Annotated in this window: 25 protein-coding genes and 1 pseudogene; 7 read left to right on the top strand and 19 right to left on the bottom strand. The window is 59.4% G+C overall.

Going from position 1 to position 26,012, the window contains the following annotated elements; genetic code table 11:
- The first annotated feature begins 109 nt into the window (after nucleotides 1–109).
- A complete protein-coding gene (gene bfr / locus V6943_RS00910) occupies nucleotides 110–577 on the top strand; it encodes a bacterioferritin (protein ID WP_131649826.1) in 468 nt (155 codons plus the stop codon).
- Nucleotides 578–622: 45 nt separating this feature from the next.
- Here bfr and V6943_RS20310 read toward each other — a convergent pair whose 3' ends face one another.
- The 3 genes and pseudogenes from V6943_RS20310 to V6943_RS00900 all read right to left on the bottom strand — a co-directional run bounded on the left by V6943_RS20310 (nucleotide 623) and on the right by V6943_RS00900 (nucleotide 4,344).
- Entirely contained in the window at nucleotides 623–1,327 is a 705-nt protein-coding gene (locus tag V6943_RS20310; protein WP_442963479.1) for a methyl-accepting chemotaxis protein, read from the bottom strand.
- Between the two features lie 201 nt (nucleotides 1,328–1,528).
- Nucleotides 1,529–2,410, bottom strand: a pseudogene (locus V6943_RS20305) (methyl-accepting chemotaxis protein); the annotation flags it as partial.
- 341 nt (nucleotides 2,411–2,751) lie between these two features.
- Nucleotides 2,752–4,344 (bottom strand): malate:quinone oxidoreductase, encoded by a 1,593-nt coding sequence (locus tag V6943_RS00900; RefSeq protein WP_340552333.1) that lies wholly within the window; start codon nucleotides 4,342–4,344, stop codon nucleotides 2,752–2,754.
- A gap of 85 nt (nucleotides 4,345–4,429) precedes the next feature.
- On the opposite strand from V6943_RS00900, the gene V6943_RS00895 reads away from it, so the two are divergent.
- Complete coding sequence (locus tag V6943_RS00895; protein ID WP_340552332.1) at nucleotides 4,430–4,600, top strand: hypothetical protein; 171 nt, start codon at nucleotides 4,430–4,432, stop codon at nucleotides 4,598–4,600.
- A gap of 192 nt (nucleotides 4,601–4,792) precedes the next feature.
- Here the strand turns inward: V6943_RS00895 and cueR are convergent, their stop codons facing one another.
- Nucleotides 4,793–5,203: a Cu(I)-responsive transcriptional regulator gene (gene cueR, locus V6943_RS00890; protein ID WP_131649829.1), complete on the bottom strand. Its 411-nt coding sequence runs from the start codon at nucleotides 5,201–5,203 to the stop codon at nucleotides 4,793–4,795.
- A gap of 61 nt (nucleotides 5,204–5,264) precedes the next feature.
- Complete coding sequence (locus V6943_RS00885; protein WP_340552331.1) at nucleotides 5,265–7,646, bottom strand: heavy metal translocating P-type ATPase; 2,382 nt, start codon at nucleotides 7,644–7,646, stop codon at nucleotides 5,265–5,267.
- A gap of 157 nt (nucleotides 7,647–7,803) precedes the next feature.
- Between V6943_RS00885 and V6943_RS00880 the strand changes: the two genes are divergently transcribed.
- Nucleotides 7,804–7,995 carry a heavy-metal-associated domain-containing protein gene (locus V6943_RS00880; RefSeq protein ID WP_131649831.1) on the top strand — a complete coding sequence of 64 codons (192 nt, stop codon included), beginning with the start codon at nucleotides 7,804–7,806 and terminating at the stop codon, nucleotides 7,993–7,995.
- A 40-nt stretch (nucleotides 7,996–8,035) separates the two neighbouring features.
- Here V6943_RS00880 and V6943_RS00875 read toward each other — a convergent pair whose 3' ends face one another.
- A complete protein-coding gene (locus V6943_RS00875; protein ID WP_131649832.1) occupies nucleotides 8,036–8,668 on the bottom strand; it encodes a TetR family transcriptional regulator in 633 nt (210 codons plus the stop codon).
- 202 nt (nucleotides 8,669–8,870) lie between these two features.
- Between V6943_RS00875 and V6943_RS00870 the strand changes: the two genes are divergently transcribed.
- A complete protein-coding gene (locus V6943_RS00870; RefSeq protein WP_340552330.1) occupies nucleotides 8,871–10,061 on the top strand; it encodes a Bcr/CflA family multidrug efflux MFS transporter in 1,191 nt (396 codons plus the stop codon).
- A 30-nt stretch (nucleotides 10,062–10,091) separates the two neighbouring features.
- Here V6943_RS00870 and V6943_RS00865 read toward each other — a convergent pair whose 3' ends face one another.
- Nucleotides 10,092–11,105, bottom strand: a complete 1,014-nt coding sequence (locus tag V6943_RS00865) for a zinc-binding alcohol dehydrogenase family protein (protein ID WP_340552329.1) — start codon at nucleotides 11,103–11,105, stop codon at nucleotides 10,092–10,094.
- 105 nt (nucleotides 11,106–11,210) lie between these two features.
- Between V6943_RS00865 and V6943_RS00860 the strand changes: the two genes are divergently transcribed.
- A complete protein-coding gene (locus V6943_RS00860; RefSeq protein ID WP_340552328.1) occupies nucleotides 11,211–12,128 on the top strand; it encodes a LysR family transcriptional regulator in 918 nt (305 codons plus the stop codon).
- 30 nt (nucleotides 12,129–12,158) lie between these two features.
- On the opposite strand, the gene V6943_RS00855 is transcribed toward V6943_RS00860, so the two are convergent.
- The 3 genes from V6943_RS00855 to V6943_RS00845 form a co-directional block, all read right to left on the bottom strand.
- Nucleotides 12,159–13,109, bottom strand: coding sequence for an adenosine deaminase (locus V6943_RS00855; protein WP_256057862.1), 951 nt, complete (start codon nucleotides 13,107–13,109; stop codon nucleotides 12,159–12,161).
- 504 nt (nucleotides 13,110–13,613) lie between these two features.
- On the bottom strand, nucleotides 13,614–13,910 hold the full coding sequence (locus V6943_RS00850; RefSeq protein ID WP_131649835.1) for a hypothetical protein: 297 nt from the start codon (nucleotides 13,908–13,910) through the stop codon (nucleotides 13,614–13,616).
- A 156-nt stretch (nucleotides 13,911–14,066) separates the two neighbouring features.
- The gene (locus V6943_RS00845; RefSeq protein WP_181099985.1) at nucleotides 14,067–14,657 is read right to left on the bottom strand and encodes an IMPACT family protein; all 591 of its coding nucleotides are present in this window, start codon (nucleotides 14,655–14,657) and stop codon (nucleotides 14,067–14,069) included.
- A 182-nt stretch (nucleotides 14,658–14,839) separates the two neighbouring features.
- Here V6943_RS00845 and V6943_RS00840 point away from each other — a divergent pair, with 182 nt between their 5' ends.
- Entirely contained in the window at nucleotides 14,840–15,169 is a 330-nt protein-coding gene (locus V6943_RS00840; RefSeq protein ID WP_340552327.1) for a four-helix bundle copper-binding protein, read from the top strand.
- Nucleotides 15,170–15,273: 104 nt separating this feature from the next.
- Here the strand turns inward: V6943_RS00840 and V6943_RS00835 are convergent, their stop codons facing one another.
- The 7 genes from V6943_RS00835 to V6943_RS00805 form a co-directional block, all read right to left on the bottom strand.
- Nucleotides 15,274–17,502, bottom strand: a complete 2,229-nt coding sequence (locus tag V6943_RS00835) for an esterase-like activity of phytase family protein (RefSeq protein ID WP_131649838.1) — start codon at nucleotides 17,500–17,502, stop codon at nucleotides 15,274–15,276.
- A 106-nt stretch (nucleotides 17,503–17,608) separates the two neighbouring features.
- The gene (locus V6943_RS00830) at nucleotides 17,609–18,412 is read right to left on the bottom strand and encodes an AadA family aminoglycoside 3''-O-nucleotidyltransferase (protein WP_340553005.1); all 804 of its coding nucleotides are present in this window, start codon (nucleotides 18,410–18,412) and stop codon (nucleotides 17,609–17,611) included.
- A gap of 582 nt (nucleotides 18,413–18,994) precedes the next feature.
- Nucleotides 18,995–19,570: a hypothetical protein gene (locus V6943_RS00825; RefSeq protein WP_340552326.1), complete on the bottom strand. Its 576-nt coding sequence runs from the start codon at nucleotides 19,568–19,570 to the stop codon at nucleotides 18,995–18,997.
- A 607-nt stretch (nucleotides 19,571–20,177) separates the two neighbouring features.
- Nucleotides 20,178–20,873, bottom strand: a complete 696-nt coding sequence (locus V6943_RS00820; protein WP_340552325.1) for a hypothetical protein — start codon at nucleotides 20,871–20,873, stop codon at nucleotides 20,178–20,180.
- A gap of 113 nt (nucleotides 20,874–20,986) precedes the next feature.
- Nucleotides 20,987–21,628: a hypothetical protein gene (locus V6943_RS00815; protein WP_340552324.1), complete on the bottom strand. Its 642-nt coding sequence runs from the start codon at nucleotides 21,626–21,628 to the stop codon at nucleotides 20,987–20,989.
- A gap of 482 nt (nucleotides 21,629–22,110) precedes the next feature.
- Entirely contained in the window at nucleotides 22,111–22,413 is a 303-nt protein-coding gene (locus tag V6943_RS00810; protein WP_340552323.1) for a hypothetical protein, read from the bottom strand.
- A 112-nt stretch (nucleotides 22,414–22,525) separates the two neighbouring features.
- Nucleotides 22,526–22,780 (bottom strand): hypothetical protein, encoded by a 255-nt coding sequence (locus V6943_RS00805; RefSeq protein ID WP_340552322.1) that lies wholly within the window; start codon nucleotides 22,778–22,780, stop codon nucleotides 22,526–22,528.
- 154 nt (nucleotides 22,781–22,934) lie between these two features.
- On the opposite strand from V6943_RS00805, the gene V6943_RS00800 reads away from it, so the two are divergent.
- Nucleotides 22,935–23,900 (top strand): integron integrase, encoded by a 966-nt coding sequence (locus V6943_RS00800; protein WP_340552321.1) that lies wholly within the window; start codon nucleotides 22,935–22,937, stop codon nucleotides 23,898–23,900.
- 233 nt (nucleotides 23,901–24,133) lie between these two features.
- Here the strand turns inward: V6943_RS00800 and V6943_RS00795 are convergent, their stop codons facing one another.
- Both V6943_RS00795 and V6943_RS00790 read right to left on the bottom strand, forming a co-directional pair.
- Nucleotides 24,134–25,429 (bottom strand): PQQ-dependent sugar dehydrogenase, encoded by a 1,296-nt coding sequence (locus V6943_RS00795; RefSeq protein WP_340552320.1) that lies wholly within the window; start codon nucleotides 25,427–25,429, stop codon nucleotides 24,134–24,136.
- Nucleotides 25,426–25,854, bottom strand: a complete 429-nt coding sequence (locus V6943_RS00790; protein WP_131649845.1) for a DUF2231 domain-containing protein — start codon at nucleotides 25,852–25,854, stop codon at nucleotides 25,426–25,428. Before V6943_RS00790 ends, V6943_RS00795 begins: the two co-directional genes overlap by 4 nt.
- Nucleotides 25,855–26,012: the final 158 nt, after the last annotated feature.

Genomic DNA, 26,012 nt, shown 5'->3' with positions numbered 1-26,012 from the left:
ACCGGCCGGTCAGGCGGTTTTGCCCGCGACCATGGGGGCAGCGGTTCGTCCGATGCCGATTGGGCGTATCATTGCCCGGGTTTTCAGATCAGCGCAGGAGAGAGTCGCAATGCAAGGTCAGCCACAGATCATCGAATATCTGAAAGAACTGCTGCGTGGAGAGCTGGCCGCGCGCGATCAGTATTTCCTGCACTCGCGAATGTATGCCGACTGGGGATTCTCCAAGCTCTACGAGCGCATCAACCACGAGATGGAAGAGGAAACCCAGCACGCCGATGCGCTGTTGCAACGCATCCTGTTCCTCGAAGGCACGCCTGACATGACGCCCCATGCGATCAACGCCGGGCATACCGTGCCCGAGATGCTGCGCAGCGATCTGGCTCTGGAGTACAAAGTGCGCGAAGCCCTGGCCAAGGGCATCACGCTGGCCGAGCAGCACGGCGACTACCAGACGCGTGACATTCTTGCGCTGCAGTTGATGGACACCGAAGAAGATCATGCGTATTGGCTCGAGCAGCAACTGGGACTGATCGACCGCATCGGCCTGCAGAACTATCTGCAATCGCAGGGGAGTTGATGCAAGCGAGGCCAGGCGCAATGCCTGGCCTCGGGCAACGACCGGTCAGATACGGAAGCGACTGACCATCGTCTGCAACTGACTGCCCAGACGGGCCAGTTCGACGCTCGATGCAGCCGTCTGCTCGCTGGCTGCGGCGGTCTGCTCGGAGACGTCGCGTACGTTCACCACGCTGCGGCTGATTTCCTCGGCTACGGCGCTCTGCTCTTCCGCCGCCGTGGCGATCTGCTGGTTCATCGCCTGGATGTTGGACACGGTGCGGGTGATGCTGGCAAGCGAGCTACCCGCGCGACGCGCCAGTTCGACGCTGCTATCGGTGAGATTGCGGCTGCTTTGCATGATGGCCGCGACCTGCTGGGTGCCGTTGTGCAGGGCGGTGACCAGTTGTTCGATTTCCTCGGTGGATTTCTGCGTACGCTGCGCCAGGCCGCGCACTTCATCGGCTACAACGGCGAAACCGCGACCGGCTTCGCCCGCGCGCGCCGCCTCGATGGCAGCGTTGAGCGCCAGCAGATTGGTCTGCTCGGCCACGGCGCGAATCACGCCCATCACGCTGCCGATCTTGTCGCTGTCGCGCTGCAGCGCCGCCATCGCTTCCGAGGAGCGGATGACTTCGCTGGCCATGCGTTCGATCTGCGTGACCACCTCGGCAACCACGCGGTCGCCGTCGCTCGCTTCGATATCCGCCTCGGTGGCAGCCCGCGCCGCCTGTTCGGCGTTCTGCGCGACTTCATGGACAGTGGCCGACATCTCATGCATGGCGGTGGCGACCTGATCGGTTTCCTCTTTCTGACTAATGACCCCGGCGCTGGTCTGGGTAGTCACCGCCGACAGCTCCTCGGCGGCGCTGCTGATCTGGCTCACGCCGTCGCGAATGCCGCCGATCAACGCTCGCAGGGTGCTGCCCATCTGCTGGATGCCCTGCTGCAGAACGCCCAGTTCGTCGCGGCGGGTGATCTGCGCGGTGGCGGTCAGGTCGCCCGCGGCGATGCGTTCGACGTCCGCGAGGGTGGTGCGCAGCGGCAGAACGATCTGCCGGGTGATCAGCCACGCCGCCAGAATGCCGAGCAGTACAGCCAATGTTGCGCTGAGAATCAGGCGATTGCCCGCTTCGCTGCCCTCGATATCCAGCCGTTCCAGCTGATAGGCATACAGTGCCTTGCTCAGTCGCAGGATTTCCGTCTGATGGTCGATCATGCCCTGGCGTGCCTTGGCGATTGCCTGGGTCGCGGCTTCGAGCGATTCGATTGCCGTGCGGTACTGGCCAAGAACCGTGCGAATTTGCGGCGCCGCATCCCGGCTGGTCAGCTGGAGGGCGCCGTGGTGCCGGTCCAGGGTGGCCACGGCTGCATCGAGCTGCGCATAGACGGCCTGGGCGTTCTGTGAGGTCGAAGAGGCCATGTAGATTCGCAGCAGATACTGAGCCTGCTTGATCGCTTCCTTGACCTCAGTGATGGCGCGGTACTGCCCGAGGTGCTGGACGTTGTCTTCGGCCAGCTGCATGACCCGTGCGCTGACTTGCGTGGTGAGTTCGCCGAGCCGTGAGGCATTGTCATCGATCGTCTGGCGGGCGTCGTTGGCCAGCGCATAACCCTGGCGCATGTCGTCCAGCGAGCGGCGGAACAGCTCGTTGTAGCCGGCCTGCTCCTTGAGCATCGCCACGTTTACCGGGTTTTTGAAGGAGTTGAGCAGCTTGGTCTGATGGGTCAGGTAGACGTCCAGCGTCTGGTCCACGCGTGCGCTGGTGGTTGCGTCGCCGTTGGCCAACATGAGTTGCAGGCGCGCGATGCGCAGATCCGTCAGGTCGTTGTTGAGCTGGGCGATTTGCGTCATCCAGCCGCTGCGCTGGATGACGCTGCTTAAGCTGCCCCAGCCGATCCAGGCCAGGACAAGCGTAAGGATCAGAACGGCACCGAAGCCGATGGTGAGCTTGCGGCTGACGCCAATGTTTCCAAACCATCTGTTCATGCAGATACCAATAAATGAGGATCAAAGAAGCTGTCGGTCATCGTCGCACTGAGCCGCTGCGCTATCGGAGGAGCCGGCGTATCCCTGCGACGTGAATATGACGCCAATTAAATGGGCGGGACGAGCTGTTTGCGACGCCTAAGCGCTGGCATCGGGTCACAAAAAAGAAACCCGCCGAAGCGGGTTTCTCGGTTCGAGCGAGTGCCTCAGTTCACCGGAGTTGCGCTCGGCTTCACCGTGGCCTGGGCGGCCGGCACGTCGAGCTGCAGTTGCTGACTGGTGAAGGCGCGCACGCGCGCGGTGAGGTCCGCGTCGTCGTTCAGCGCCAGGCCGTACGACGGGAAGATGGTTTTCAGCTTCGCTTGCCATTCCGGCGATTCGACCTGCTCAGCGAAGGTCTTCTTCAGCAGGTTGAGCATGATCGGCGCGGCCGTGGAGGCGCCCGGCGAGGCACCCAGCAGGGCGGCGATGGAGCCGTCTGCAGAACTGACGACTTCGGTGCCGAACTGCAGCACGCCGCCTTTCTCGGCATCGTCCTTGATGATCTGCACGCGTTGTCCTGCGGTGATCAGTTCCCAGTCACTGGCATCCGCTTCGGGGAAGTAATTCTTCAGCTCCTCGATGCGGTCTTCCTGGCTGAGCATCAGCTGCCCGACCAGATATTGGCTCAGGTCGAGGTTATCCAGGCCGGCCTGGATCATCGGCAGTGCGTTGTCGGTGCTGACCGAGCTAGGCAGATCCATCAGCGAGCCATTCTTCAGGAACTTGCTGGAGAAGGTCGCGAAGGGTCCGAACAGCAGCACTTTCTCGCCGTCGATCACGCGGGTATCCAGATGCGGAACGGACATCGGTGGGGAGCCGACCGATGCCAGGCCGTAGACCTTGGCCTGGTGCTGGGCAACGACTTCGGGGTTACGCGTCATCAGGAACTGGCCGCCCACCGGGAAGCCGGCATAGCCTTTGGCTTCGGGAATGTCAGCCATCTGCAGCAGCTTCAGCGCGCCGCCACCGGCGCCAATGAAGACGAAGCGGGCCTTGACGCTGGTCTGAGTTTCACCGTCGGCGAGGTTGGCCGAGACCACGGTCCAGGTGCCGTCGTCGTTGCGCACGATGTCGCGCACTTCATGCTGCAGGTGCAGCTTGACCTGCTCGTTCTTGCTCAGGGCATCGAACAGCTGGCGGGTGATCTCGCCGAAGTTCACATCGGTGCCGAGCGACATGCGCGTGGCGGCGATCGGCTGGGTTTCGTCGCGGCCGTTCATCAGCAGTGGAACCCATTCGCCAATCTGCTCGGGCTGCTCGGAGTATTCCATGTCGCTGAACAGCGGGCTTTGTTGCAGCGCCGCATGACGCTTGCGCAGGAATTCCATGTTGTCCTCGCCCCAGACGAAGCTCATGTGCGGGACGGAATTGATGAACCGGCGCGGCTCCTGAAGCACGCCGCGCTCGACCTGATGCGCCCAGAACTGCTTGGAGATTTCGAACGACTCGGCAATGGTCACAGCCTTGCTGATGTCGATGCTGCCATCGGCTTTCTGCGGGGTGTAGTTCAGCTCGCAGAATGCGGAATGGCCGGTACCGGCATTGTTCCAGGCATTGGAGCTTTCATCGGCGACGCTGGGCAGGCGCTCGTAGACGTCGATGGTCCATTCGGGCTCGAGCTCGTGCAGGTAGGTGCCTAGGGTCGCGCTCATGATGCCGCCGCCAATTAGCAGTACATCAACGGTTTTCTCGGGCTCGTTGGGCTTGGAGCAGGCGGCCAGGCCCAAGCACAAGAGCGCCACTGTAAGTTTTTTCATCGGTGGTTTCGTTGCCCTAGTCAATTATCGAATGCGCACCTGTTGACCAATGGCATGGCCGCATGGGTCTGCTCGGATAATTGGTATGACCATACCGAGCGCCGTGACACTGAAGCTGACCGCCACACGTGATGCGGCGAGGCAGGGCGCGCAACGCGACGCCGAATCAGGTCAGGGACGCCGGGAAGTGGCGAACGAATCTACCGAACAGGCTGCAGGCAAGGCAGCCTATTCTTCTTTTTATTGGTTCAGGTGACGCGGGGAAGGCCAGAGGCCTCTGGAGACAAGGCGGCGTGATCAGGGCTGGAATTAAGCCCGGTGAAACGCCAGTGGCAATAAAGCCGCTGACCGCCTTGCATGGGCGGAAGTTTATTCATCGGGTTTACATATTGCAATGATTCAGATAAGTGGACTTACCAGTGACGTGGCGACGCACCTCGCGGCTGTATCACCGTTGCGGGTTCGAACCGCACCCGGACGCCAGGTCCTGAAGGATGGGGCAGTCGGGGCGGTGATCACCATGGCAATGGTCAATCAGCTGTTGCAACGTATCGCGCAGGCTCACCAGTTCGGCGATCTTCTGGTTCAGCTCGTCGATGTGCGCGCCGGCTAGCGCTTTGACGTCTGCGCTGGCTCGCTGGCGGTCCTGCCAGAGTGTTAGCAACCGACCCACTTCTTCCAGCGAGAAGCCCAGATCCCGCGAGCGCTTGATGAAGGCGAGGCGGTGCAGGTCTTCCTCGCCAAAATGACGATAGCCATTGGCGCTGCGCCCGCTCGGCGAGATCAGCTCAATGGATTCGTAATAGCGGATCATCTTCGCCGACAGACCGGTTTTCTTCGCGGCTTGGCCGATGTTCATGTGGCTTCCCTCGTTTGAAGGTCTATTCGATTCCCGAGTCGCAGCCCCAGGGCATACGTGCTCATTCCTCAGGCTTCCAGCGTTTGAGCAGCAGAGCATTGCTGACCACGCTGACGCTCGACAACGCCATCGCCGCACCCGCGACCACCGGGCTGAGAAAGCCCAGCGCGGCCAGCGGGATGCCCACCAGGTTGTAGATGAAGGCCCAGAACAGGTTTTGCTGGATTTTGCGGTAGGTGCGCCGGCTGATTTCCAGCGCTGCCGGCACCAGCCGTGGATCGCCGCGCATCAGCGTGATGCCGGCCGCATGCATCGCCACGTCGGTGCCGCCGCCCATGGCGATGCCGACGTCGGCCGCGGCCAATGCCGGCGCGTCGTTGATGCCGTCACCCACCATCGCGACCACTGCGCCGTTCTTCTTCAAGTCGGCCACCGTGGCGGCCTTGTCCGCCGGCAGCACCTCGGCATGGACGCTATCGATCTGCAATGCCTCGGCCACCACCCGAGCGCTGCCCCGGTTATCGCCAGTGATCAGGTGGCTGCGAATATGCCGCGCATTGAGATGGGCGATGGCATCGGCGGCGCCTTCCTTGAGGCTGTCACCAAAGGCGAACAGGCCGAGCACGCGCGGTTGCGGTACTGTTTCGATCAGCCACGACAGGGTGCGTCCTTCGGCTTCCCAGGCCTCGGCCTTGGCGCCCAGATCGCCCGGCTGCAGGCCGCTGTCATCGAGCATGCGGCGGTTGCCCAGCGCCAGCGAACGGCCGTCAAGCTCGCCGGCGATGCCGCGACCGGTCAGCGACTGGCTGCGGCTCACGTCCGCGACCGTCAGCGCTTGCTCCGCGCAACGATCCAGTACGGCGCGCGCCAGCGGGTGCTCGCTGCCGCGTTGCAGTGCACCGGCCTGTTGCAGCAGTGCGGATTCATCGCCGTCGATGGCGTGCAGATGGACAATCCGCGGCTCGCCTGACGTCAGGGTGCCGGTCTTGTCGAAGGCCACCGCCGTAACGGCGTGGGCCACTTCCAGCGCCTCGGCGTCCTTGATCAGAATACCGTGGCGCGCCGCCACGCCCGTGCCGGCCATGATCGCCGCCGGCGTTGCCAATCCGAGGGCGCAAGGGCAGGCGATCACCAGCACGGCGACGGCATTGATCAGCGCAACCTCTGCCGAAGCACCAGCCAACAGCCAGCCGGCGAGGGTGCCCAGCGCAATGATCAGCACGGCCGGCACGAACACCTGGCTGACTTTGTCCACCAGCTTCTGGATCGGTGCCTTGGCGGCCTGGGCATCTTCGACCAGGCGGATGATGCGTGCCAGGACAGTCTCGCCGCCGAGCGCCGTGGTGCGTACCAGCAACCGGCCTTCGCCATTGATCGCACCGCCGGTGATGCGATCGCCGGGGGCTTTGCCGACGGGCAGACTCTCACCGCTGATCAAGGCTTCGTCGGCCTGACTTTCGCCTTCCACCACCTCGCCATCGACCGGGAAGCGCTCACCGGGCTTGACCAGCACCAGGTCATCCAGTCGCAGCGTGGTGATGGCGACGTCTTCTTCGCGGCCATCGATGACCCGTACCGCACGATCCGGCCGAAGCGCCTCCAATGCCCGGATGGCCGCGCTGGTCTGGCGCTTGGCGCGGCTTTCCAGGTATTTGCCCAGCAGCACCAGGGCGATGACCACAGCCGAGGCTTCGAAGTAGAGATGCGGCATCTGCCCCGCCGGCGCTGCCCACCATTGATAGAGGCTCAGGCCATAACCGGCGCTGGTGCCGATCGCCACGAGCAGGTCCATGTTGCCCGCGCCGGCGCGCACGGCCTTCCAGCCGGCGACATAGAAACGAGCGCCGAGAATGAATTGCACGGGCGTGGCGAGCAGGAACTGCATCCACGGCGGCAGCATCCAGTGCAGGCCGAACGGCTCGCCCAGCATCGGGGCTACTAAGGGCGCGGCCAGCAGCAGCGCGGCGATCATGGCGAGGCGTTCACGCAACAGGCGACTCTTGCCATCTTCGGTGTTCGCCTGTGCGGTATTGGCGGCCCGAGCCTGGTACCCCGCGGCCTCGACGGCCTGTATCAGTACCGCTGGATCGGCCGTGCCAAGCACCTCGACGCGGGCACGCTCGCTGGCCAGGTTTACCGAGGCGCTGCTTACGCCGGGTAGTTTGAGCAGGGCGCGTTCGACGCGACCGACGCAACTGGCGCAAGTCATGCCCTCCACGGCGAGTTCCAGCGTGCTCACCGGCACGCCATAGCCGGCTTTTTCCACGGCCCGGATCAGCTCGGCGGCGTTGCCCTCGGTGGCGTCGACACGGACCTGCTCGGCGGCCAGGTTCACGGCTGCGCTTTGCACACCGGGTACTTTCAGCAATGCGCGTTCGACTCGCCCGGCACAGCTGGCGCATGTCATGCCGCTGATGGGCAGGGTGAAGGTTGAGCTGGTCATGGTTCGCTCCCCGAGTGGTCTGTCGCCAGCATCTTCAACCTTTACCTTATGGAAAGGTCAAGACCAGTGACGTCGCAGCGAAGGTTTGACCTTCCCTATATGGCAAGGTTGATCATGCTCACCGAACAGCATGCCCACGAACAGAGGAGACTTATCTATGCAGACGTTCAACGTACAGGGGATGACCTGCGCCCATTGCGAGCGCGCCGTGACCAACGCGATTCAGGCGCTCGACGCACAGGCCCGGGTCCGGATCGATCGCCAGAGCGGTGTGGTGGAAGTCGAGGGTGACCTGAGCGAATCGGCGATCCGCGAGGCGGTCGAGCAGGAGGGTTATCAGGTCGGGTAATCGTCACGGCAGCGGGCGCGCCATTCCTGGACGGCGCGCCTCAGTTTTTCGCCTGGGCACGGTCCCAATCGCGCACCAGTCCTCGGAATATCGGATCGATCAGCGCCGGGCCGTCGGACTCGGGGTCGAACAAATCAGGATCGCGCGTCCAGTCGCTGAACAGGCCGACGATCAATGCATGGAGCGTGCGTGCGGCAAGCCGCGGCGTGATGCCCGGATACAGTGCGTCGGCGGCGTGCTCGAATAGTTTTTCGCAGAGATCGATGAACATGTTGATGAACGCCTGGTGACGCTCTTCGGCTTCGCGCAGCTCCTCGGTGAACTCGCAGCGATGCAACAGGATGGTCATCACGCGGCGTTTCTGCTCGTCACGACCCAGCGCACCTAGGCCTTCGATGCAGAGTTCGCGTAGCACCTGCAAAGGCTGCTGTTGCGTGCAGCTGCAGAGCCGTTCGGTCATTTGTTCCGGCGGCAGCCGCACCTGATTCAGCATCTCGTGAAACAGATGAGCCTTGTTCTGGAAATGCCAGTACACCGCGCCGCGAGTAACGCCAGCGTCGCGAGCGATCTGATCGAGGCTGGTGTGCGCCACGCCCTTATCCAGAAACAACCGCTCGGCCGAGGCGAGCAGGGCGATACGGGTTTTTTCGGCGTCTTCTTTGGTTCTTCGCATGTCTGCACTACGGCAGCGTTGAGGCTGCGTTAGGGTCCTGAAGGCGGATGGTGCTGAGTTGATTGCTCAATTCTCTGCAACGTTGGCTGTTTACAAACGTCCCTGTATGTAACAGCATCTTACCGTTCCTGTAAACGTTCGAAATCAGCCACGACCCGTTCTGCGCTGGCGAACCGGCATTCCCATTCTGCGAGTTTCCTTGATGCCCCTCCCGCTTCTCCTGATTCTGGGTGCCCTCAGCGCCTTTGGCCCGCTGGCCATCGACTTCTACCTGCCCGCGTTTCCGGCCATAGCGCGAGCATTCTCTACCGATGTCGAACATGTGCAATTGTCCCTGGCGGCTTATTTCATCGGCCTTGCGGTCGGCCAGTTGATCTACGGGCCGCTGGCTGATCGTTACGGGCGACGCTGGCCGCTGCTGATCGGCGTGACGCTGTTTACCCTGGCCTCGTTGGCGTGCTCGTTCGCGCCGACGCTGGACTGGCTGATCGCCGCACGCGTGGTCCAGGCGCTCGGCGGTTGTGCCGGAATCGTGGTGACACGCGCGGTGGTGCGCGACAGCTGCGATCCTGTTCAGGGCGCCAAGGTGTTCTCCCAGCTGATGCTGGTGATGGGCGTGGCGCCGATCCTTGCGCCGCTGGCCGGCGGGCTGCTGATGAATGCGTTTGGCTGGCAATCGATCTTCGTCGCGCTGACGATTTTCAGTGCACTGTGCGGTCTCGCAGTTGCCCTGCGGTTGCCTGAAACGCTTCCGGCCGATGCACCGAAACACCCGCTCGGCGGCACGCTGGGGCGTTATCTCGGGCTCTTCCGTGATCGCGAGTTCATCGCCTTCGCGCTCTGTGGCGGCGTGTCGATGGCAGGCATGTTTGCCTACATCGCCGGTTCTCCGTTCATATTCATCGAGCTATACGGCATCCCCGCCGAGCACTACGGTTGGCTGTTCGGCTGTAACGCAGCGGGGTTCATTGTGATATCGCAGGTTAATGCGCGATTGTTGCGGCTTCGCGGTCCGGGGTTCTGGCTGCGGCGTTTCGTCTGGTTCTACTTCGCATGCGGCGCCACGCTGCTGGTGATTGCCTGGAGCCAGCCGGCGTCGCTCTGGCCGTTGCTAATCCCGCTGTTCATTGGATTGGGAAGCCTTGGCAGCATCCTGCCGAATGCGACCGCCTGCGCAATGGCGGGCCAGGGCCAGCAGGCGGGGCTGGCCTCCGCGCTGATGGGGAGCCTGCAATTCGGGGTCGCGGCTGGCGCATCGGCGGCGGTCGGCGCGCTGCACAACGGCACGGCCGTACCCATGGCGTTGGTGATTACGGTCTGCGCGCTGATGGCTGCGTGTCTGGCCTGGTACACCGGTCAGCAAACGAATGCGTCGCGGGCGCCATCCTCCTGAGGACGCCGCCCGGGTTGCGGCGCGATTGGCTCAAAACCCTTCGAGCACGATCTTGCCCTTGGCCTTGCCGCTTTCGATGAAGGCATGAGCGCGGCGCAGGTTTTCGGCGTTTATCGAGCCGTAGTGCTCACCCAGGGTGGTCTTAAGCACACCGCTGTCGATCAGCTCTGCGACGCGGTTGAGCAAATGGTGCTGCGCAATCATGTCGGGCGTCTGGTAGAGCGAACGGGTGTACATGAACTCCCAATGCAGCGAAAGGCTCTTGCGCTTGAGCAGGCTGATGTCGAGGCTCGCCGGGTCATCGATCAGGGCCAGACGACCTTGTGGCTGCAACGCCTCGACGATCTGCGGCAAGTGCAGGTCGGTGTGGGTCAGGCTGGCGACGTGTGTGACGTTGCTGATGCCCTGACGCAGGAGCTCTGCGGCCAGCGGCTGGCTGTGATCGATCACCTCATGGGCGCCGAGCTCGCGAACCCAGGCCTGAGTATCGCTGCGCGAGGCGCTGCCGATCACCTGCAGTCCGGTCAGCTGTCGCGCCAGCTGCGTGAGGATGGAACCGACACCGCCTGCGGCGCCGACGATGAGCAGACGCTGGCCCCGGTCCTCCTTGCCTTCGCTGACCTGCAAGCGTTCGAACAGCAGCTCCCATGCGGTTATCGAGGTCAGCGGTAGCGCCGCAGCTGCAGCGAAATCGAGGCTGGCCGGTTTGCGGCCAACGATGCGTTCATCAACCAGATGCAGCTCGCTATTGGCCCCTGGCCGATCCAGCGCCCCGGCGTAGAAGACCTCATCGCCGGGCTTGAACAGGCTGACCTCGCTACCTACCGCACGCACCACGCCAGCCGCGTCCCAGCCGAGCACCTGCTGCTGGCCGTCTTCCGGCTGGACGCGCATGCGAATCTTGGTATCCACGGGGTTTACCGAGATGGCGCGTACTTCCACCAGCAGATCGCGCGGGCCTGGCGTTGGATCATGCTGTTCTATATCGAGCAATGAGCGCGGATCGCCGATGGGTAGCGACTGTTGGTAGCCGATGGCTTTCATGGTGGTCTCCTCGGGGATGGAAAGCGGAATGCCGTCATGTTCGGCTTTCGCGCCACGAAGAAAAACAGCATATTCCGCAGAGGCTCTTTCAACGGATTATTGAAAATGCTGCGTGCCGATGACCTCCACGTGTTTGTTCTGACCGCCCAACTGGGAAGCCTGTCTGCCGCAGCTCGGCGGCTGGAGCTGTCGCCTGCCGTGGCAAGCATGGCCCTCAAGCGGCTTGAAGCGGAGCTGGGCTGTCGGTTGCTGGCGCGTTCGACCCGTAGCCTGAGGCTGACAGGTGAAGGCGAGCTGTATCTGCCTCATGCGCGCTCGGCCTTGCAGAGCCTTGTCGACGGGCAGCAACTGCTGGCGGGAGGGAAGGCAACCATCAGTGGGACACTGCAGCTATCGGCTCCGTCGGACTTCGGCCGCAACGTGCTCTTGCCTTGGCTGGACGAATTTCAGGTGTTGCATCCGCGCTTGGGCCTTCGATTATTACTGGCTGATCGCAATGCCGATCTGTTTCGACAGCCGGTCGATATCGCGTTGCGCTACGGCCAGCCGGAGGACTCCAGCCTGGTAGCGCTGCCCGTGGCGACCGCTAATCGCCGCGTGCTCTGCGCTGCGCCTGACTACCTTGCCACACGTGGGGCGCCGCGCTCGCTGGCCGAGCTCACTGACCACAACTGCCTGCGCTTCATGCTGGCGGGGCGGGTTCACGAGCGCTGGTGCTTTTACGACGGTCGACGTGAACTGGAGCAGATCGTGAGCGGTGATCGTATCAGTGACGATGCCGATGTGGTGCGGCGCTGGGCGTTGGCAGGACGGGGATTGGTATATAAATCGTGGCTGGACGTTGCCCAGGATGTGCAGGCGGGACGTCTGTTGGTGCTGTTGCCGGAGCTGCTGGGCGAGCCGGCGCCGCTGAACCTGATCTGTGCTCATCGCGCTCATCTGGGCGAAGTGGTACGGCTGTTGCGCGAACATCTCGTCGACCGATGCCGGCTACTGCTCCAGCAGGCACCGTTCGCGCATTGATGCGGGTTGCGCTTGGCGACCCGCTGGTTATCACTTGGCCAGCCGTGCGTCGAGGCTGTTTTGTGCCAGCCGGCGCGCCTGTTCTTCCGTCATGCCCAGGCTTTCATGCAGCGCCATGAAATTCTCCGTCACGTAACCGCCGAAATAGGCCGGGTCGTCGGAATTCACCGTGACCTTCACGCCCTGCTCCAGTAATTGCAGGATATTGTGTTGGCTCATGTCGTCGAACACACAGAGTTTGGTATTCGACAGCGGGCAGACCGTGAGCGGAATCTGCTGCTCAATTAGGCGTTCGATCAGCTTCGGGTCTTCGGCGGCGCGAACGCCGTGGTCGATGCGGCTGACTTTCAGCAGATCCAGCGCTTCCCAGATGTATTGCGGCGGGCCTTCCTCACCGGCATGGGCGACGGCGAGAAAGCCTTCTGCGCGCGCCTTGGCGAACACGCGCTCGAACTTGCTCGGCGGATGACCCATTTCGGAACTGTCCAGGCCGACTGCGAAGAAAGCGTCGCGGAAGGGCATCGCCTCCTCCAGCGTCTTGAAAGCCGCTTCTTCAGGCAGATGACGTAAGAAACTGAGGATCAGACCGCTGCTGATACCCAGCAATTCGCGCCCATCGGCCAGCGCCTCGCTGATGCCGCGCATGGCCACCTCGAATGGGATGCCGCGGTCGGTATGCGTCTGCGGATCGAAGAAGGGCTCGGTGTGGACCACGTTCTGCTCTTCGCATTTCTGCAGATAGGCCCAGGTCAGATCATAGAAGTCTTGCTCGGTACGAAGCACGTCGGCGCCCGCGTAGTAGAGGTCGAGAAACTCCTGAAGATTGCCGAACGCGTACGCGCTGCGCAGGGCGTCTACGTCACCCCAGGGCAGGGCGATCTTGTTGCGTTCGGCCAGGCGAAACAGCAGTTCGGGCTCGAGAGAACCTTCGAGATGCAGGTGCAGCTCGGCTTTAGGCAAGGCGTTGAGCCAGTCGTACATAAGGAAACCCCGTCCGGTAGGAAAGCGCCATTCTAACCACAACGCGCGAAGAGCTGACCCCAAGGTCAGGGCGCACGGGACGAAACTAAGCGGATCGCCTGTCCTGCGCAAGAATTGACCAACACGCTGCAAACGAGCGCAGCCGTGCCCGGCGATAGACGATCCAAAGATTATCCACAGAGTTTTCCACTTAAATTGCGCATAAAAGTCGCTTGGGAGATAGCATTTTGCTGCTATAGCTTGTCGGGCCGCTTGGAACGCCAAAAATGCTTTTAAATCAAGGCCTTTCAGAGCCCTTGATTGAAGTGGGCGCAGTTTGGCTAAAAAATGAACGACCGTCTCGAGCGCCCATCGCTACTGGCCTTGCGCGCTTCTTCCCAATGTTATCCACAAAGCCATGCACAGCAGCAGTGGAAAACTTATCAATAAAAAACGCCACGCCCTGACAGGAGGGCATGGCTCAAACGGACAACGGGTTCGTTAGAACATCCGCCACATAGCCGTTTAGTTTTGTGGAGTCGGCTCGGTTGTTGGAGCCGGTACGTTGGGCTCGACGGGCTCACCCATATCCGGCTCGTCGTCTGCGGGCATATTGACGTCGACGTCAGGCACCGTGATGGTCTTCTCCTCGGTATTGACATCTACATCCGGCGCATCCACATCGTATTCGGGCATGTTGCCGCCTTCGACCTCTACGTCCGGCAGCGAGCCTTCTTCGGTTTTTTCCACATCGCAACCGGCGAGGCCTAAGGAGGCGAGCAGCACGGCGCCTGGGATGACCCACTTGTAATTGCTTTTCATTGGTTGACTCCTCTATCGCAACGGGAATGCGTGCTTCGGCACTTCCACGACCACGACATTGGTGGGACAAAGCGCGCAGCTGAACGGTTGACCCAACACAGTGCCGTTGTAATAGCGACTTCCCGTGTTGCTTGCAGTTCCCACAGGGACGGGCAGTCAGGCGTTCAGAAGGCGCAGTTCGCTGCGACCACGGCTGATGTCCGCGAGCGTTTGCTGCAGCCGTGACCACTGCTCGGGCGGTAACGCCAGCACCAGTTCTGCACCCTCTGCGTCGAACGTCTCGCTTTCGATCAAAGTGTCGTATTCGCCCAGGCGCGCCTTGAACAAGGCCAGCTCGGCAAAGCGGCAATGACAGCCGTAGCGCTCGCGTCTGACCAACTCGACAAGCACGCCCGCCTGCAGACACTTCGCGGCAGAGCCGCCATAGGCGCGGGCCAGGCCGCCGGTGCCGAGCTGAATGCCACCGAACCAGCGGATCACGACCACCACGACCCGATCGCAGTCCTGACCTTCGATCGCAGTCAGCATGGGCCGGCCTGCCGTTCCGCCGGGCTCGCCGTCATCGCTGAACCGATACTGACTGCCGATCTTCCACGCCCAGCAATTGTGCGTCGCGGTGGCATCGCTGACCGCCTGAATGAACGCCTGGGCTTCTTCAGGGCTGGATACCGGGGCGGCCATGGCGAGAAAGCGGCTCTTGCGAATGGTTTCCTGGAACTCACAAGGCGCTGCGAGGGTGAACGTCATCGGCGTGTTTGCGTAGTGGAGTAGGCGGGCATTGTACCGGCGTCCGAGGCCGTGCTGCGCTGAACACACAGATACCGCTCGGTGGATCAGGCTGAACTTAAGACGCCCGCGTTCCCCAAACGAAATACCAGTGTCGTCGGGATGGCGACCTACCCAACAGCGACTTACCGAGGAGAACAGCGATGCTCAATTCCAAGTATCAGGCATGTATCCAGGCATGCTCCAACTGCGCACTCGTCTGCGAAAACTGCGCGGCGTCCTGCCTGCGCGAGGAAGACGTGAAGATGATGGCCGGCTGCATCACGCTGGACCGCGACTGCGCCGATCTCTGCGCGCTTGCCGCCGTCTTGATGACTCGTGATAGCGCCTTGGCCAAGGAAATGTGCCGGATCTGCGCACAAGCCTGCCGCGCCTGTGCCGAAGAATGCGCCAAGTACCAGGCGGACCACTGCCGAGCATGCGCCGATGCTTGCCGCAAGTGCGCCGAGGAGTGCGAGAAGATGGCGGCCTGACGGTGGTCGCGCTGGCCGCCGCGGTGCAGGCCAATGCCACGTAGCGATGAAGCCCCCGATCCAGCACCGCTACGTGCGCCGCTGAGTCGGCGGTCCGGCTGGTCCTATCGCTTGATCGTGCCAAGACGCATGAAGCGCGTTTCGCCGCTAGCGTCTTCCACGCCATCGTTGTCGGTCACGACGAACAGGCGGCCCTGCCTGTCGACGGCGGCGCCTTCGACCTTGTCCAGCACCCAGCCGCCGGTGCGCTTCAGGTCAGGCAGCAGGTCACGCGCCAGTTGCTTGTTGACCAGAGGGAAACGCTGGCCTTGGGTGCCGGGCTGCATACCGGCCAGATCGATGCGGTACAGGCGTTTGACCTCGGCCGCAGGTCCCTGCTGGTTGTCGCGCTCGATGACCAGGAACTGGCCGTTGCCGATCGAGGTGAGTTCGGACAACCCGACCCAGCCGCCCTCGACAGCTGGGTCGAGCGGGTAGTGATAGAAGCCCCACTCGCCACTGTTCGGATTGAACACGCCTATGCGCACCTTTCCGGCCGGGTCGTTCTTCCATTCCCGCTGGAAAGCCACGTAAATGCGGGTGCTGGCGCCTTCGCCGACCACCGCAACACCCTCAAAACCATTGCTGGTCTGCTGCGCCGCAACGTCTGCGGGCAGGGCATATTCTTCGAGCACCTCGCCCTGTGCATTGGTGCGAATCAGCAGGTTCGGCTTGGCCTTGCCGTTGCCTTCCGACGCCAGCCAGAAATCGCCATTACCGGCCTGGGCGATCCCCTCCAGGTCGTAGTCGACCGTCTCACCTGCCTTGTGCAGTTCGATCTGCCCATCGATAACCGCCGGCGTCTTGCTGGTATCGATGCTGAAGATGCGTGAGGCCTTGTAGTAGCTATCCGGCACGGCGTACAGGCGGTTGTCTTGCATACGGTCCGCGACCAGGCCGCTAAGCGCGCTCCATGGGATGAGCGCACTATCGGTCGAGCGAATCTCAGGATATGACGCCGTCTTGGCGCCGAATTGATAGATTGAAAGGGTGGAGCGATAGCCGTCTTCAGCGGAGTCTTCCTCGCTACTGACCACCAACAGGTTGCGCGACGGGATCGGCAGCAACCCTTCCGGACCCATGCCTGTCGGCAGAAGCTGATGCAACACCGGCGCCCACGGGCGCGCCACGTCATAGACGGCCACTGCATTGCCGCGCTCGCTGCCGACGAACAGGAAGTCCTGCTTGCGGAAACTGGCCGAGGCGATGCCTTCGGGCTCGATGCCCTTGTTCTCCGAGCGGCTTTCCGGGTAATGGCCCGCGCGGATGAAGGCGTGCTCCATCGAGGCGCCGGCTTCATGCCAGACACTGCCGTTGTAGTCGAATAAGGTGAAGCTGCGGCTGCCACCTTCCTCGCCGTTCGCGTCCGTGTAATCGCCCTCGTTGGCGGTCGCCAGCAACGGCCCGACCCAGGCGATGGCGTCCGGCTCGCGGCGTTTGCCAGCGAGCACGCCGACGGGTTCGATGCGATCGTTCTCTTCCACGTCCACGCCTTGGAGATCGACCTGGCCGGCGCTGAAGTGGCGCAACACGCGGCCACGACGCAGGTTGACGAGCACAATGTGGTTGTTCTCCTGCAGCGTGACGGCAGCGACATCCTGGTCATTGATCGTGATGTACTCCGGCTCCGGATCACTTGGGGCCACATCGGCAAGTCCGGTCAGGTCCACATCCCGAGTGCTCCAGCGCGACGGCTGGCCCTTGAGGTCGACGATGCGCAAAAAGCCGGCCGGCAATTGCGGGATCAGCCCGTCGTTGAGGTCTTCGTCACGCTCGTTCTCGATCGCCACCGCGGCGTAGCGACCCCTCGGGCTGATAGCGATGGAGTCCGGCTGTCCGCCCATGGGCAGCGTGGCGACGCGCTTGGGCTGCGCGGGATTGCGAATGTCGAACACCGCCAACACGCCATCGGGCTGGGCAAAACTGAGCGAGGTATTCACCGCAACGAGCACGTAGTGCTGGTGCACGGCCACCGAGGTCGGCTCGCCTTCGAGCTGCACGAAGCCCGCCGGCTTCGGTGATTTCGGATCACGAATGTCCACCAGACCAATCCGCTTGCCAGGGCTGTCGGTGTAAACCAACGTCCGGCCATCGCGGCTCACGGCGGTTATTTCAGCGACGGTCTGGTTTGACGCGTCTTCATCGGCGCCAAGATTGCGATACACCGGTAAGGTCGCAACCCGCTCGAAATACTCCGCAGCCCGCGAAGGCGCGGCCTGAGCGGCCAACGGCAGCAGAGCCAAAGTCAGCGCGGTCGACAGCGCAGTGCGGGTCAGGCGGGTCGGGTTTCTCATGCAGGCCTCGGCGTTCGGTTATTGGAGTTAGCCAACGCACGCTATGCCGGGTTTCTTACGGGACGATGACCGACGCTCTTTGCGCCCGTCGCGCTCGGATGAGTGGTTATGTTTTGGACATTCCAGGCAGGCCAGAGATCGTGGTTCTGGCGAAGCGCATGAATGCCGTCGTCTCCTCTGCGCGAGCCGCCAGATTATCTATCCCGCCATTGAGGTAGGCGTGCCGAGCCTCGTGCAGTACCGGCTGATGCTCACGAGGCAAGCGATCCAGCAGCCAGGCCGCCGCAACCTCTTTCGGCGCGATCCGGCCGGTCGAAGCGCTGTACCAGATGCGAGCCAACGCGAGCACGATATTTCGCTCATCGCCCGCCCAATCTTCCGGCGCCTTCCACTGCTTGAGGGTGTCGGCGAGTGCCGCGTAGAAATCCTGCTTGGGCACCGCTTCGAAAAGCCTGTCCGCCGCTGGCCCCGTCAGCGCGAGGCTATGCTGCCTCGTCTTCGACAACAGAATCGCAAGGTCTATATCCAGAACAGGCGGCTCGAAGACGCCCGCAACAAGGTCTTCTCGCAGCCACTCCCCGAACTGAAGCTCGCGCCGGGCCGGGTAGCGCCAGGGCAGCACTTCACTCAGCGAAACAACAGTCACCTCCAGCGGCCGCAGCGCCTCGCTGTGGCCGGGCGGCGCCGAGACGGTCAACAGATCGAGCGAGAGCGCCCTTCGGATGGCTTTGCTGGGAGGATTGCTCGCGGTAACCAGCAGATCGATATCGCTGTACGGCTTCAGCCCGCCATCCAGCGCGGAGCCGAACAGGTGTATGGCCAGTAGCGTTGGTGCCAGATGGCGTTCTATGACAGCGCGAGCCTGAGATAGCTGCGTATCAATCGAGGCGGTGGGTCTGGGGTCGGTCATGGTACTCAACGGCCAGTCGACGGAACGAAATGCTCAACGAGCGTCCGCAACGGTGATGCTCTGCTGCTCGGGAGTGCCAGAGCGTCCTTATATAACAGGCCTCAAATGTGGCGGACCCACTGCCAAATGCGGTGGTGACGCGAATGTTGGTCATGCCAAAAAACTAGTCTCGGCTTAAGCGCCGAGCTTAGCTTGACGCCAAGCGGGATGTCAGTGAGGCGACTGCCCAAGCCATCACCCAGGCGCCAATGATCAGAACGGCAGCGCCAATGGCCCAGCCCAATATTGTCGGGGTACACCAGCCCCAGCCGCACATACCGTTGTGCTCCAAGAGCCCCGGAAAGCCAAGTTGATGAAATGCGTAAACGGAAAAAAGCGGAACGGCCAACAGCAGGCCTAGCGGGGAGCTGGGGTACGAGGAACTCCAAGCTGCAGCCAGCCAAAGCAAGCCATACGCTAGAAGAAGCGCAGCCAGAAACTTCAGCGTGCGAGGCTTGAGCATTTCGGGAGAGTCCTAAGGCTTGGTTAACGGGTAGTTTTTAGCCCGCCCCAGTGAGCGAAGCGAGCGATTTGAGCGCATTGTTATATGCCAACTGCCCGAGAGACAATAGTTGCAAGAAAGGAGAACCAAAAAATAGCACTTGCCGCATATATGACCCAGAACAGGGTGCTTGTTGGCGTATCAAATGGGGCAGATATTTTGTTTGAAGTAGGCGACCAGTGCAGGGCCCAGCTCGATAAGCCAACGCCGATGGCTATGCTGGTTATTTCAAGCGAGTTACCAGCAAGCTGGATAGCGATTTCCTGGTTTACAACTAATGGGAATAGAATTGGCGACGAAATTGTTACCGCCCAGTTCATTGCTGCTGCCACAAACGCCAGTGTGATTATGAAGTTGCTCGGGCTTATTATTAACAGTTGAGCAAGCTTTCCATATGGTTGTTGTTTGAAAATATTTTTAGTTGCGCAGCAAAACGCAAGAAATAAGGTTATTCCGGAAAAGGTAAGTATGGTCTTTCCTGCGAGATGCTCTTGCATAATCTCGCTAATATCTTTTGCTAAGCTCGGTATATTTGCCCCAATAAAAGCCAGCACCAGTGTTGCGACAAAAAAATACAGGAAATTTGCGAAGCTTTCTTTGAGTTTTATTTCGCTCATTTTTGACGCCTAAGCTAATCTTGGTTTGGTACATAACGTTTGGTTAAGGGGCGGGCTTTAGCCCGTCCCAGTGAGCGCAGCGAACGGTTTGAACCAGTTGTTAGGTGCTTTCTCACGGAACCGTTATGTGTAAATGACACAGCTCTCTACCTTTGAGCTTAAAATTTTTACAGTCGGAGCATCGGCAAAGGCTTTCAGAGAATCCGCCGTGCGCCAGGATTGATAAAAATTGTTTTTTGGAGTCAATTTCCATTTTTGTTGGCGGGATATCTGAGAAATATTTCATGCCAAATTCTATAGAAGGATATTCTTCTGGTGTTGGCTCGATATACCACTTTTGTCCGCATGTCTCACATTTGTATAGGTTGATAGTGTAGTCAAGTTGAGGAGAAAACGTACTCTCGTCTGGGATTGAAAAATAATCCGAAAATAGCTCGGCGCCTAAGAAATTAAATTTTCTATTTTCGCGATACGTCAGATCTAGAACGGCTTCAAGGTGTTGACTACATTGGCACATTGTGTTGAGGCACCTAACGCTTGGTTAAGGGGCGGGCTTTAGCCCGTCCCAGTGAGCGAAGCGAACGGCTTGAACCACTGGTTAGGTTTTTCACCAACGCTGGCGCCACCATTTAAGGTTATCAAGTTCGGTTTCAAGGTTTTTTATCTCTAATGCGCTACCTGTTTGATCGATGCTTAGTATGGTAGGCATGCTCATGGTACTTATAGGAAGTCCCTCTTCCTCCCCTCTGCACTCTTGAAGGTGCTTGAAAATGCTCTGTTGAACTCCGTCGGGAAATGCGGCAAGGGTTTCTCTTAGCAACGGCGTGACTACATTCAAAATTTCCTGCCCGTAATCAAGTGCCTCATTTTTTGTTGGAATGGTGCCTTTGTGAATCACGCTGTTTCGGAAGGCGATATTATTCTGGCTTAATAATGTTGGCTGCTTGGAGAAATGCTCTGTATACGAAAAAATGAACGCGCCTAGCTGTCTCTCTGATTGCGATGATATGAGCTTCCAAGCGCTATTGAAAATGTGGGTATCTACTTTATTTTGGAGCGATTTTACTAGTAAGAAAAATTCATAGAATCTTTCCAAGGCAGAGGTAAAGGAAGCAATTGACTCTCTGTAATACCCATCAATAAGTGCGTAAGCACCAATCTCATATAAGACTTCAAATTTTTGTTGCTGAAGGATGGTGATTGTTTTATGACCTTGGGAACATATGAATTCGTAACGCCCATCGTTACGTAGCTCTACATAGCTAGGATAAGGAGGGGTTTCGAGCTTTTCTTGCCCGAACATGCAGCTGTTACAGATGAATGGGAGTCGCAAGGTGCCTCCGTGAACCTAACGTTTGGTTAAGGGGCCGGCTTTAGCCGGTCCCAGTGAGCGAAGCGAACGATTTGAACCGCTAGTTAGAACCAGCCACGGAATACATATATTGCATTCTCTATAAATAAATATGCTAGACATAAGAAGCCGAGTATATAAAGCGCAATTATGCAGACTTGGGATTTTGAGTTCTCTTCATTGTAGGCGCCCTTGATATTTGAATATGCCTCGGCGTGATGCTCTTGGGCCACTGTGCAAACGTCGGATCTCTCTCGTAGATCACTGAAACCAAACTTTGGTTCTGTAGTGTGAACATGGCCGAAAAAGTCGCCTAGCAGTATTTCTTTATATTCTTTGCTGCTGCGCTCAAGCAGCGGTTCAAACATTTGCTTGAGCGATTCAAAGCTGCCTTCTTTCTCTTTAAAGTCAGAGTATGACTTGTATTCTTTTATGATTTTTGGAGCGCGAATAGTATAGATAATGTTGGCAAGAGTGAAGAATACGGTGGCAAGGTACAAGATCTTAAAGCTAAATGGGATATCCCACTGAATTACAAGTGGTGGGCTAAATATCCCTAGGTCGATTTCCCCGGAAATGCCTTCAGTGATTTTTGCAAGTATGGGGATAATGACAAACCAAATACTGAACGACTTGATTAAGGCTGAGTTGCCAAGGCCACTTAATGTGCTCCAGCCGGGAAAAGCCTTTTTAATGTTGTACTGCATGGTGTTCCTTAAGTTCTAACGATTAAGCTAAGGGGCGGGCTTTAGCCCGTCCCAGAGAGCGAAGCGAACGATTTGAGCGCATTGTTAGGTGACAACACGCTGAATTATTTTGGTGAGTTCTGGAACAAGAATGGATTTTGCGATGGAGATATAAATAAGCAAGCTCAAAGCTTAAAGAAGCGTCCAATTATTCCATATCTTTTCTGTGTGATATAAAGTAAAAGAATCGGCAGGCCAACGATGCTTGAAGCGAGAAATACAATGGCGAAAGATGGGCTTATCAATGCTGAAGCCGCAGTGAACAGTAGGCACCCTACGGTGACCCGATAAGCAAGGTGATCTTTACGTTCGAGAGGAGTATTAAGTTTCATGGCTGCTGTTTTTTTCTTGTTGCCTAACGTTTGGTTAAGGGGCGGGCTTTAGCCCGTCCCAGCGAACGAAGTGAGCGATTTGAACCATTTGTTAGATACATGGTACGAACCTCAATCGCTTACGCACTTTATCTCAGTATTGAGTATGTATGCTTTGCTGAAGAAAGGCATGATTCTATCAATGGTTTTTGTTACGTAGCTTAGCTCTGTGCCAAGCATCTCTTCTCGCAACGCAATAAGCTCATGAACAATCATGTTCGATTTTTCTGGTGAAATCTTAGGTGAGTTATAAAGTTCTGCCAGAAGCCAGTCGAGACATGGATAGTTTGGGTTTTCGTTAACAGGGACAAAAAGGGATTCTTCATGCGTTTCTATGCATGCCTTCTCGCTACCGTGATACATATCGAATGCCATGGTGGTTCCGGGTTTTCTGATAAAGCATCTAACGTTTGGTTAAGGGGCGGGCTTTAGCCCGTCCCAAGTGAGCGGAGCGAACGAGCTTGAACCGCAAGTTAGGACGCAACCCTCACGACAGCCAAAGCTGAACTGCAACGAGGGCTGCGTTAACCGTTGTAAGCCCAAGTATGACCCAAGTAAGGGTGCGCATTGTCTGCGTCAGTTGCAGCATCCGTGTGCTTTCCTTCGCCGTTTGGCGTCGAGCGATCTCCTCAAGATAAAAACCAGTTCCGACAACTGTATTCGTTGCGGCCGCGTCGTAGCGATCGATAAGCTCATCATCGGTAAGCGCTTCCAGCTCTTTGTACTTCGGGATATGACCCACGAAAGTTCCCTTTGCGGTCTAACTATAATTAGACACCAAGTGGTGTATAAGACGCCGAATGGATTTGGTGTACAACGTTCCTTGTCATTGAGGCTGTCCTTGTCTAGGCTGGGCGTTTCCGAAGGATGATTGATGTATAAAGGAGTTATACACCATGGAAGGGAAGCCGCGTTTACTGGATCAGGTGCGTGAGCAGATCAGGCTCAAACACTACTCGATCAGAACTGAGCGTGTCTATTGCGAGTGGGTTAAGCGTTACATTCGCTTTCACGGATACCGGCACCCGGTTGATATGGGTGCGCCAGAGGTAGAAGCCTTTCTTTCCGACCTTGCCGTTCGCCGTGATGTCTCGGCTTCGACGCAGAACCAGGCGCTCGCTGCATTGCTGTTTCTTTACAAACAAGTCCTCAAACAAGACTTGCCGTGGTTGGGCGAAGTCGTTCGCGCCAAAAAGCCGACCCGCTTACCTGTGGTGCTTTCGATGGAGGAGGTTCATCAGATACTCGGATTGCTGGATGGGCAGGTTGGGCTCGTTGCGCGGCTCCTGTACGGTGGAGGCATGCGTCTGATGGAAGGCATTCGGCTCCGCGTGAAGGATGTCGATTTTTCTCGTAGCGAGATCATCATCCGTGACGGCAAAGGCCAGAAGGACCGCGTCACTGTGCTGCCTGCAAGCCTGGTCGGGCCGCTCAAGCAGCACATCGCCCGCACTCGGACTATCCATGATCAGGAACTGTCCGAGGGTAGGGGAGACGTCTACCTGCCCGATGCCTTGGCGCGTAAATATCCCAAGGCGCCTTGGGATTGGGCTTGGCAGTATGTATTTCCGGCATCCAGCCCTTCGGTAGATCCTCGCAGTGGCGCGGTGCGCCGGCACCATCTTGACGAGAAGCGAGTCCAGCGCGCATTCAAGCGTGCTGTTAAAGCTTCCGGTATCCCCAAACCGGCAACCCCTCACACCTTGAGGCATAGCTTTGCCACTCATTTGTTAGAAAGCGGGCAGGATATTCGCACTGTGCAGGAGCTGCTGGGTCATGCTGATGTAAAGACAACGATGATTTACACCCATGTGCTCAATCGTGGTGGCCTGGCGGTATTGAGCCCTTTGGATCGGTTGTGAAAACTGCAAGCGAAGGGCTATGAAGGCGAGCCGTTTCATAGCAGGCGTATTGGCCCGATTCGCAACTTCTCGGATCGTCTGGCCCGTTTCGGTATGGTCGTGACGGAAGCGCTCTTTCGACTGGAATAAAGAGCCTGGAGAATAGTCGTATGGCCGAATCTATTCGGCCATACGAAGTTGAATATTCAACCAAAGCGCCAGCGATGGGCCTTCAGCGAGTGGATCAGCACGGCTCACTGACTGCGGGTAACCCGCCACACTATATTGGCCAAATCGTCAGCAACGATCAGCGCGCCGCTTGGATCGACGGTCACACCGACGGGTCGACCGCGGGTCTTACCATCTTCCGTGCGGAAGCCTGTCACGAAGTCGACTGGCGGTCCCGAGGGGCGGCCGTTGCTGAATGGCACGAAGATGACTTTGTAGCCGACCGGATTCTTGCGGTTCCAGCTGCCGTGCTCACCAACGAACACGCCATCGGCGAACTGCCCGCCCATCGACGCTTCGGAGAAGTCCAGGCCGAGCGCCGCGACGTGGGAGCCCAAGGCGTAGTCCGGCACGATGGTGGAGGCGACTTTGTCCGGGTTTTGAGGACGTACGCGATCATCGACGTTCTGGCCCCAGTAGCTGTAGGGCCAGCCGTAGAAGCCGCCTTCCTGCACGGATGTGAGGTAATCCGGTACCAAGTCCTCGCCCAGTTCGTCGCGCTCGTTCACCACCGCCCAGAGTTGCCCGGAGCCCGGCTGGATTGCCAGCGCCGTCGGATTGCGCAGGCCGGTCGCGTAGGGTTTGTAGGCGCCGGTTTCGGCGTTGATCTGCCAGACCAGGGCGCGGTCGACTTCGGCTTCCATCCCGCGCTCGGTGATATTGCTGTTGGAGCCGATGCCTACATATAGGAAACGACCGTCGGGGCTGATGGTGAGTGCCTTGGTCCAGTGGTGGTTGATCTCGGAGGGGAGGTCAACGACCTTGGTTGGCGGACCGCTGGCCTCGGTCTGGCCTTCCTGATAATCGAAGCGTACTAGCGCGTCCTGGTTGGCCACGTACAGAGTACCGTCGTGGAACGCCAGCCCGTACGGTGCGTTGAGATCTTCGGCGAACACGGTCTGGAGCTCATAGGTGCCGTCGCCATCGGCATCGCGTAGCAAGGTCAGACGATTACCGCTTTCGACCGAGGTATTGCCCTGCGCCTTGATGTAGCCGGCGATCACATCCTTGGGCTTCAGCTTCGGCGCGTTGCCGCCCCGACCTTCGGCCACGAGGATGTCGCCGTTAGGCAGCACGAGGGTCTGGCGCGGGATCTTCAGATCGGTAGCGATGGCCGTGACGGTGAAGTTCTGCGGCACCGTCGGCACCTGATCGCCCCACGGCGTGGGCTCGGCGATCTTCATGCTGGGCAAGATTCCCCGCTCGGGTTCGGGCAGATTCGGGGTGGCGCCGTACTCTTGGGCTGTATCCTCGCCGCCAATGCCGCAACCGGCGAGCAGTACGGCCAGCGACAACGCGGTCAGTGCGTTCGGATGTTTCATCGTGCACCTCCGGCGCGCAGGTTGGTTAGGCCGATCCAGGTCGCAATGCAGGCCAGCACGGTGACAATCACAGAGAGAACCAGGCCGATGGGCATGGCAGCCCAGGCGTCCTTGGCATGCTCCAAGGCATTGATGAAGCCCAGCACCCAGGTCGCCAGCAGCAACAGGAAGTACACCAGCGGCCGCCCCTTCTTGTGATGGGCTCGTATCAGATTGACCAGTGCGAACAGAAGCGCCAGGCCGCAGAAAACCAGGCCCCCGGCAATCAGCCAGGAGGCGAAGTTGCTCCACTGGATCTGATAGCTGCGAAAGTAGGCGATGTCACTCAGCAGGGCGCCGAGAAAGAGGGGGACGGTTCCGGCAAGCAAGGTCGCGTGTAACGGGTTTGGCCTGCTTCGGTAGGTGCGCTGGGTGGTAGCGGTCACGGCGGACTCCTCTTCGCTGGGCGACCCTGGCCTGACTCGGTGCGGATGCGTTGGCCCGCCGGGCTCGCTCTGATTGTGTATAAAAGGGGAACGTACCGCCAGCGTATAGTTCACTCCGACCCGCTGGGCCGAAGGCCAACTCGTCCCCGATCTCGCGC

The organism is Pseudomonas sp. CBC3 (assembly GCF_037967085.1).
GTDB lineage: Bacteria > Pseudomonadota > Gammaproteobacteria > Pseudomonadales > Pseudomonadaceae > Stutzerimonas.
Note: the sequence above shows the minus strand (reverse complement) of the source record. Positions and strands in the feature narration are given on the sequence as shown.

Excerpts from the sequence above, each read along its gene's own strand:
- bfr (WP_131649826.1), top strand. The coding sequence starts at position 110 with ATGCAAGGTCAGCCACAGATCATCGAATATCTGAAAGAACTGCTGCGT.
- V6943_RS20310 (WP_442963479.1), bottom strand. The coding sequence starts at position 1,327 with ATGTCGGCCACTGTCCATGAAGTCGCGCAGAACGCCGAACAGGCGGCG.
- V6943_RS00900 (WP_340552333.1), bottom strand. The coding sequence starts at position 4,344 with ATGAAAAAACTTACAGTGGCGCTCTTGTGCTTGGGCCTGGCCGCCTGC.
- V6943_RS00895 (WP_340552332.1), top strand. The coding sequence starts at position 4,430 with ATGACCATACCGAGCGCCGTGACACTGAAGCTGACCGCCACACGTGAT.
- cueR (WP_131649829.1), bottom strand. The coding sequence starts at position 5,203 with ATGAACATCGGCCAAGCCGCGAAGAAAACCGGTCTGTCGGCGAAGATG.
- V6943_RS00885 (WP_340552331.1), bottom strand. The coding sequence starts at position 7,646 with ATGACCAGCTCAACCTTCACCCTGCCCATCAGCGGCATGACATGCGCC.
- V6943_RS00880 (WP_131649831.1), top strand. The coding sequence starts at position 7,804 with ATGCAGACGTTCAACGTACAGGGGATGACCTGCGCCCATTGCGAGCGC.
- V6943_RS00875 (WP_131649832.1), bottom strand. The coding sequence starts at position 8,668 with ATGCGAAGAACCAAAGAAGACGCCGAAAAAACCCGTATCGCCCTGCTC.
- V6943_RS00870 (WP_340552330.1), top strand. The coding sequence starts at position 8,871 with ATGCCCCTCCCGCTTCTCCTGATTCTGGGTGCCCTCAGCGCCTTTGGC.
- V6943_RS00865 (WP_340552329.1), bottom strand. The coding sequence starts at position 11,105 with ATGAAAGCCATCGGCTACCAACAGTCGCTACCCATCGGCGATCCGCGC.
- V6943_RS00860 (WP_340552328.1), top strand. The coding sequence starts at position 11,211 with ATGCTGCGTGCCGATGACCTCCACGTGTTTGTTCTGACCGCCCAACTG.
- V6943_RS00855 (WP_256057862.1), bottom strand. The coding sequence starts at position 13,109 with ATGTACGACTGGCTCAACGCCTTGCCTAAAGCCGAGCTGCACCTGCAT.
- V6943_RS00850 (WP_131649835.1), bottom strand. The coding sequence starts at position 13,910 with ATGAAAAGCAATTACAAGTGGGTCATCCCAGGCGCCGTGCTGCTCGCC.
- V6943_RS00845 (WP_181099985.1), bottom strand. The coding sequence starts at position 14,657 with ATGACGTTCACCCTCGCAGCGCCTTGTGAGTTCCAGGAAACCATTCGC.
- V6943_RS00840 (WP_340552327.1), top strand. The coding sequence starts at position 14,840 with ATGCTCAATTCCAAGTATCAGGCATGTATCCAGGCATGCTCCAACTGC.
- V6943_RS00835 (WP_131649838.1), bottom strand. The coding sequence starts at position 17,502 with ATGAGAAACCCGACCCGCCTGACCCGCACTGCGCTGTCGACCGCGCTG.
- V6943_RS00830 (WP_340553005.1), bottom strand. The coding sequence starts at position 18,412 with ATGACCGACCCCAGACCCACCGCCTCGATTGATACGCAGCTATCTCAG.
- V6943_RS00825 (WP_340552326.1), bottom strand. The coding sequence starts at position 19,570 with ATGAGCGAAATAAAACTCAAAGAAAGCTTCGCAAATTTCCTGTATTTT.
- V6943_RS00820 (WP_340552325.1), bottom strand. The coding sequence starts at position 20,873 with ATGTTCGGGCAAGAAAAGCTCGAAACCCCTCCTTATCCTAGCTATGTA.
- V6943_RS00815 (WP_340552324.1), bottom strand. The coding sequence starts at position 21,628 with ATGCAGTACAACATTAAAAAGGCTTTTCCCGGCTGGAGCACATTAAGT.
- V6943_RS00810 (WP_340552323.1), bottom strand. The coding sequence starts at position 22,413 with ATGGCATTCGATATGTATCACGGTAGCGAGAAGGCATGCATAGAAACG.
- V6943_RS00800 (WP_340552321.1), top strand. The coding sequence starts at position 22,935 with ATGGAAGGGAAGCCGCGTTTACTGGATCAGGTGCGTGAGCAGATCAGG.
- V6943_RS00795 (WP_340552320.1), bottom strand. The coding sequence starts at position 25,429 with ATGAAACATCCGAACGCACTGACCGCGTTGTCGCTGGCCGTACTGCTC.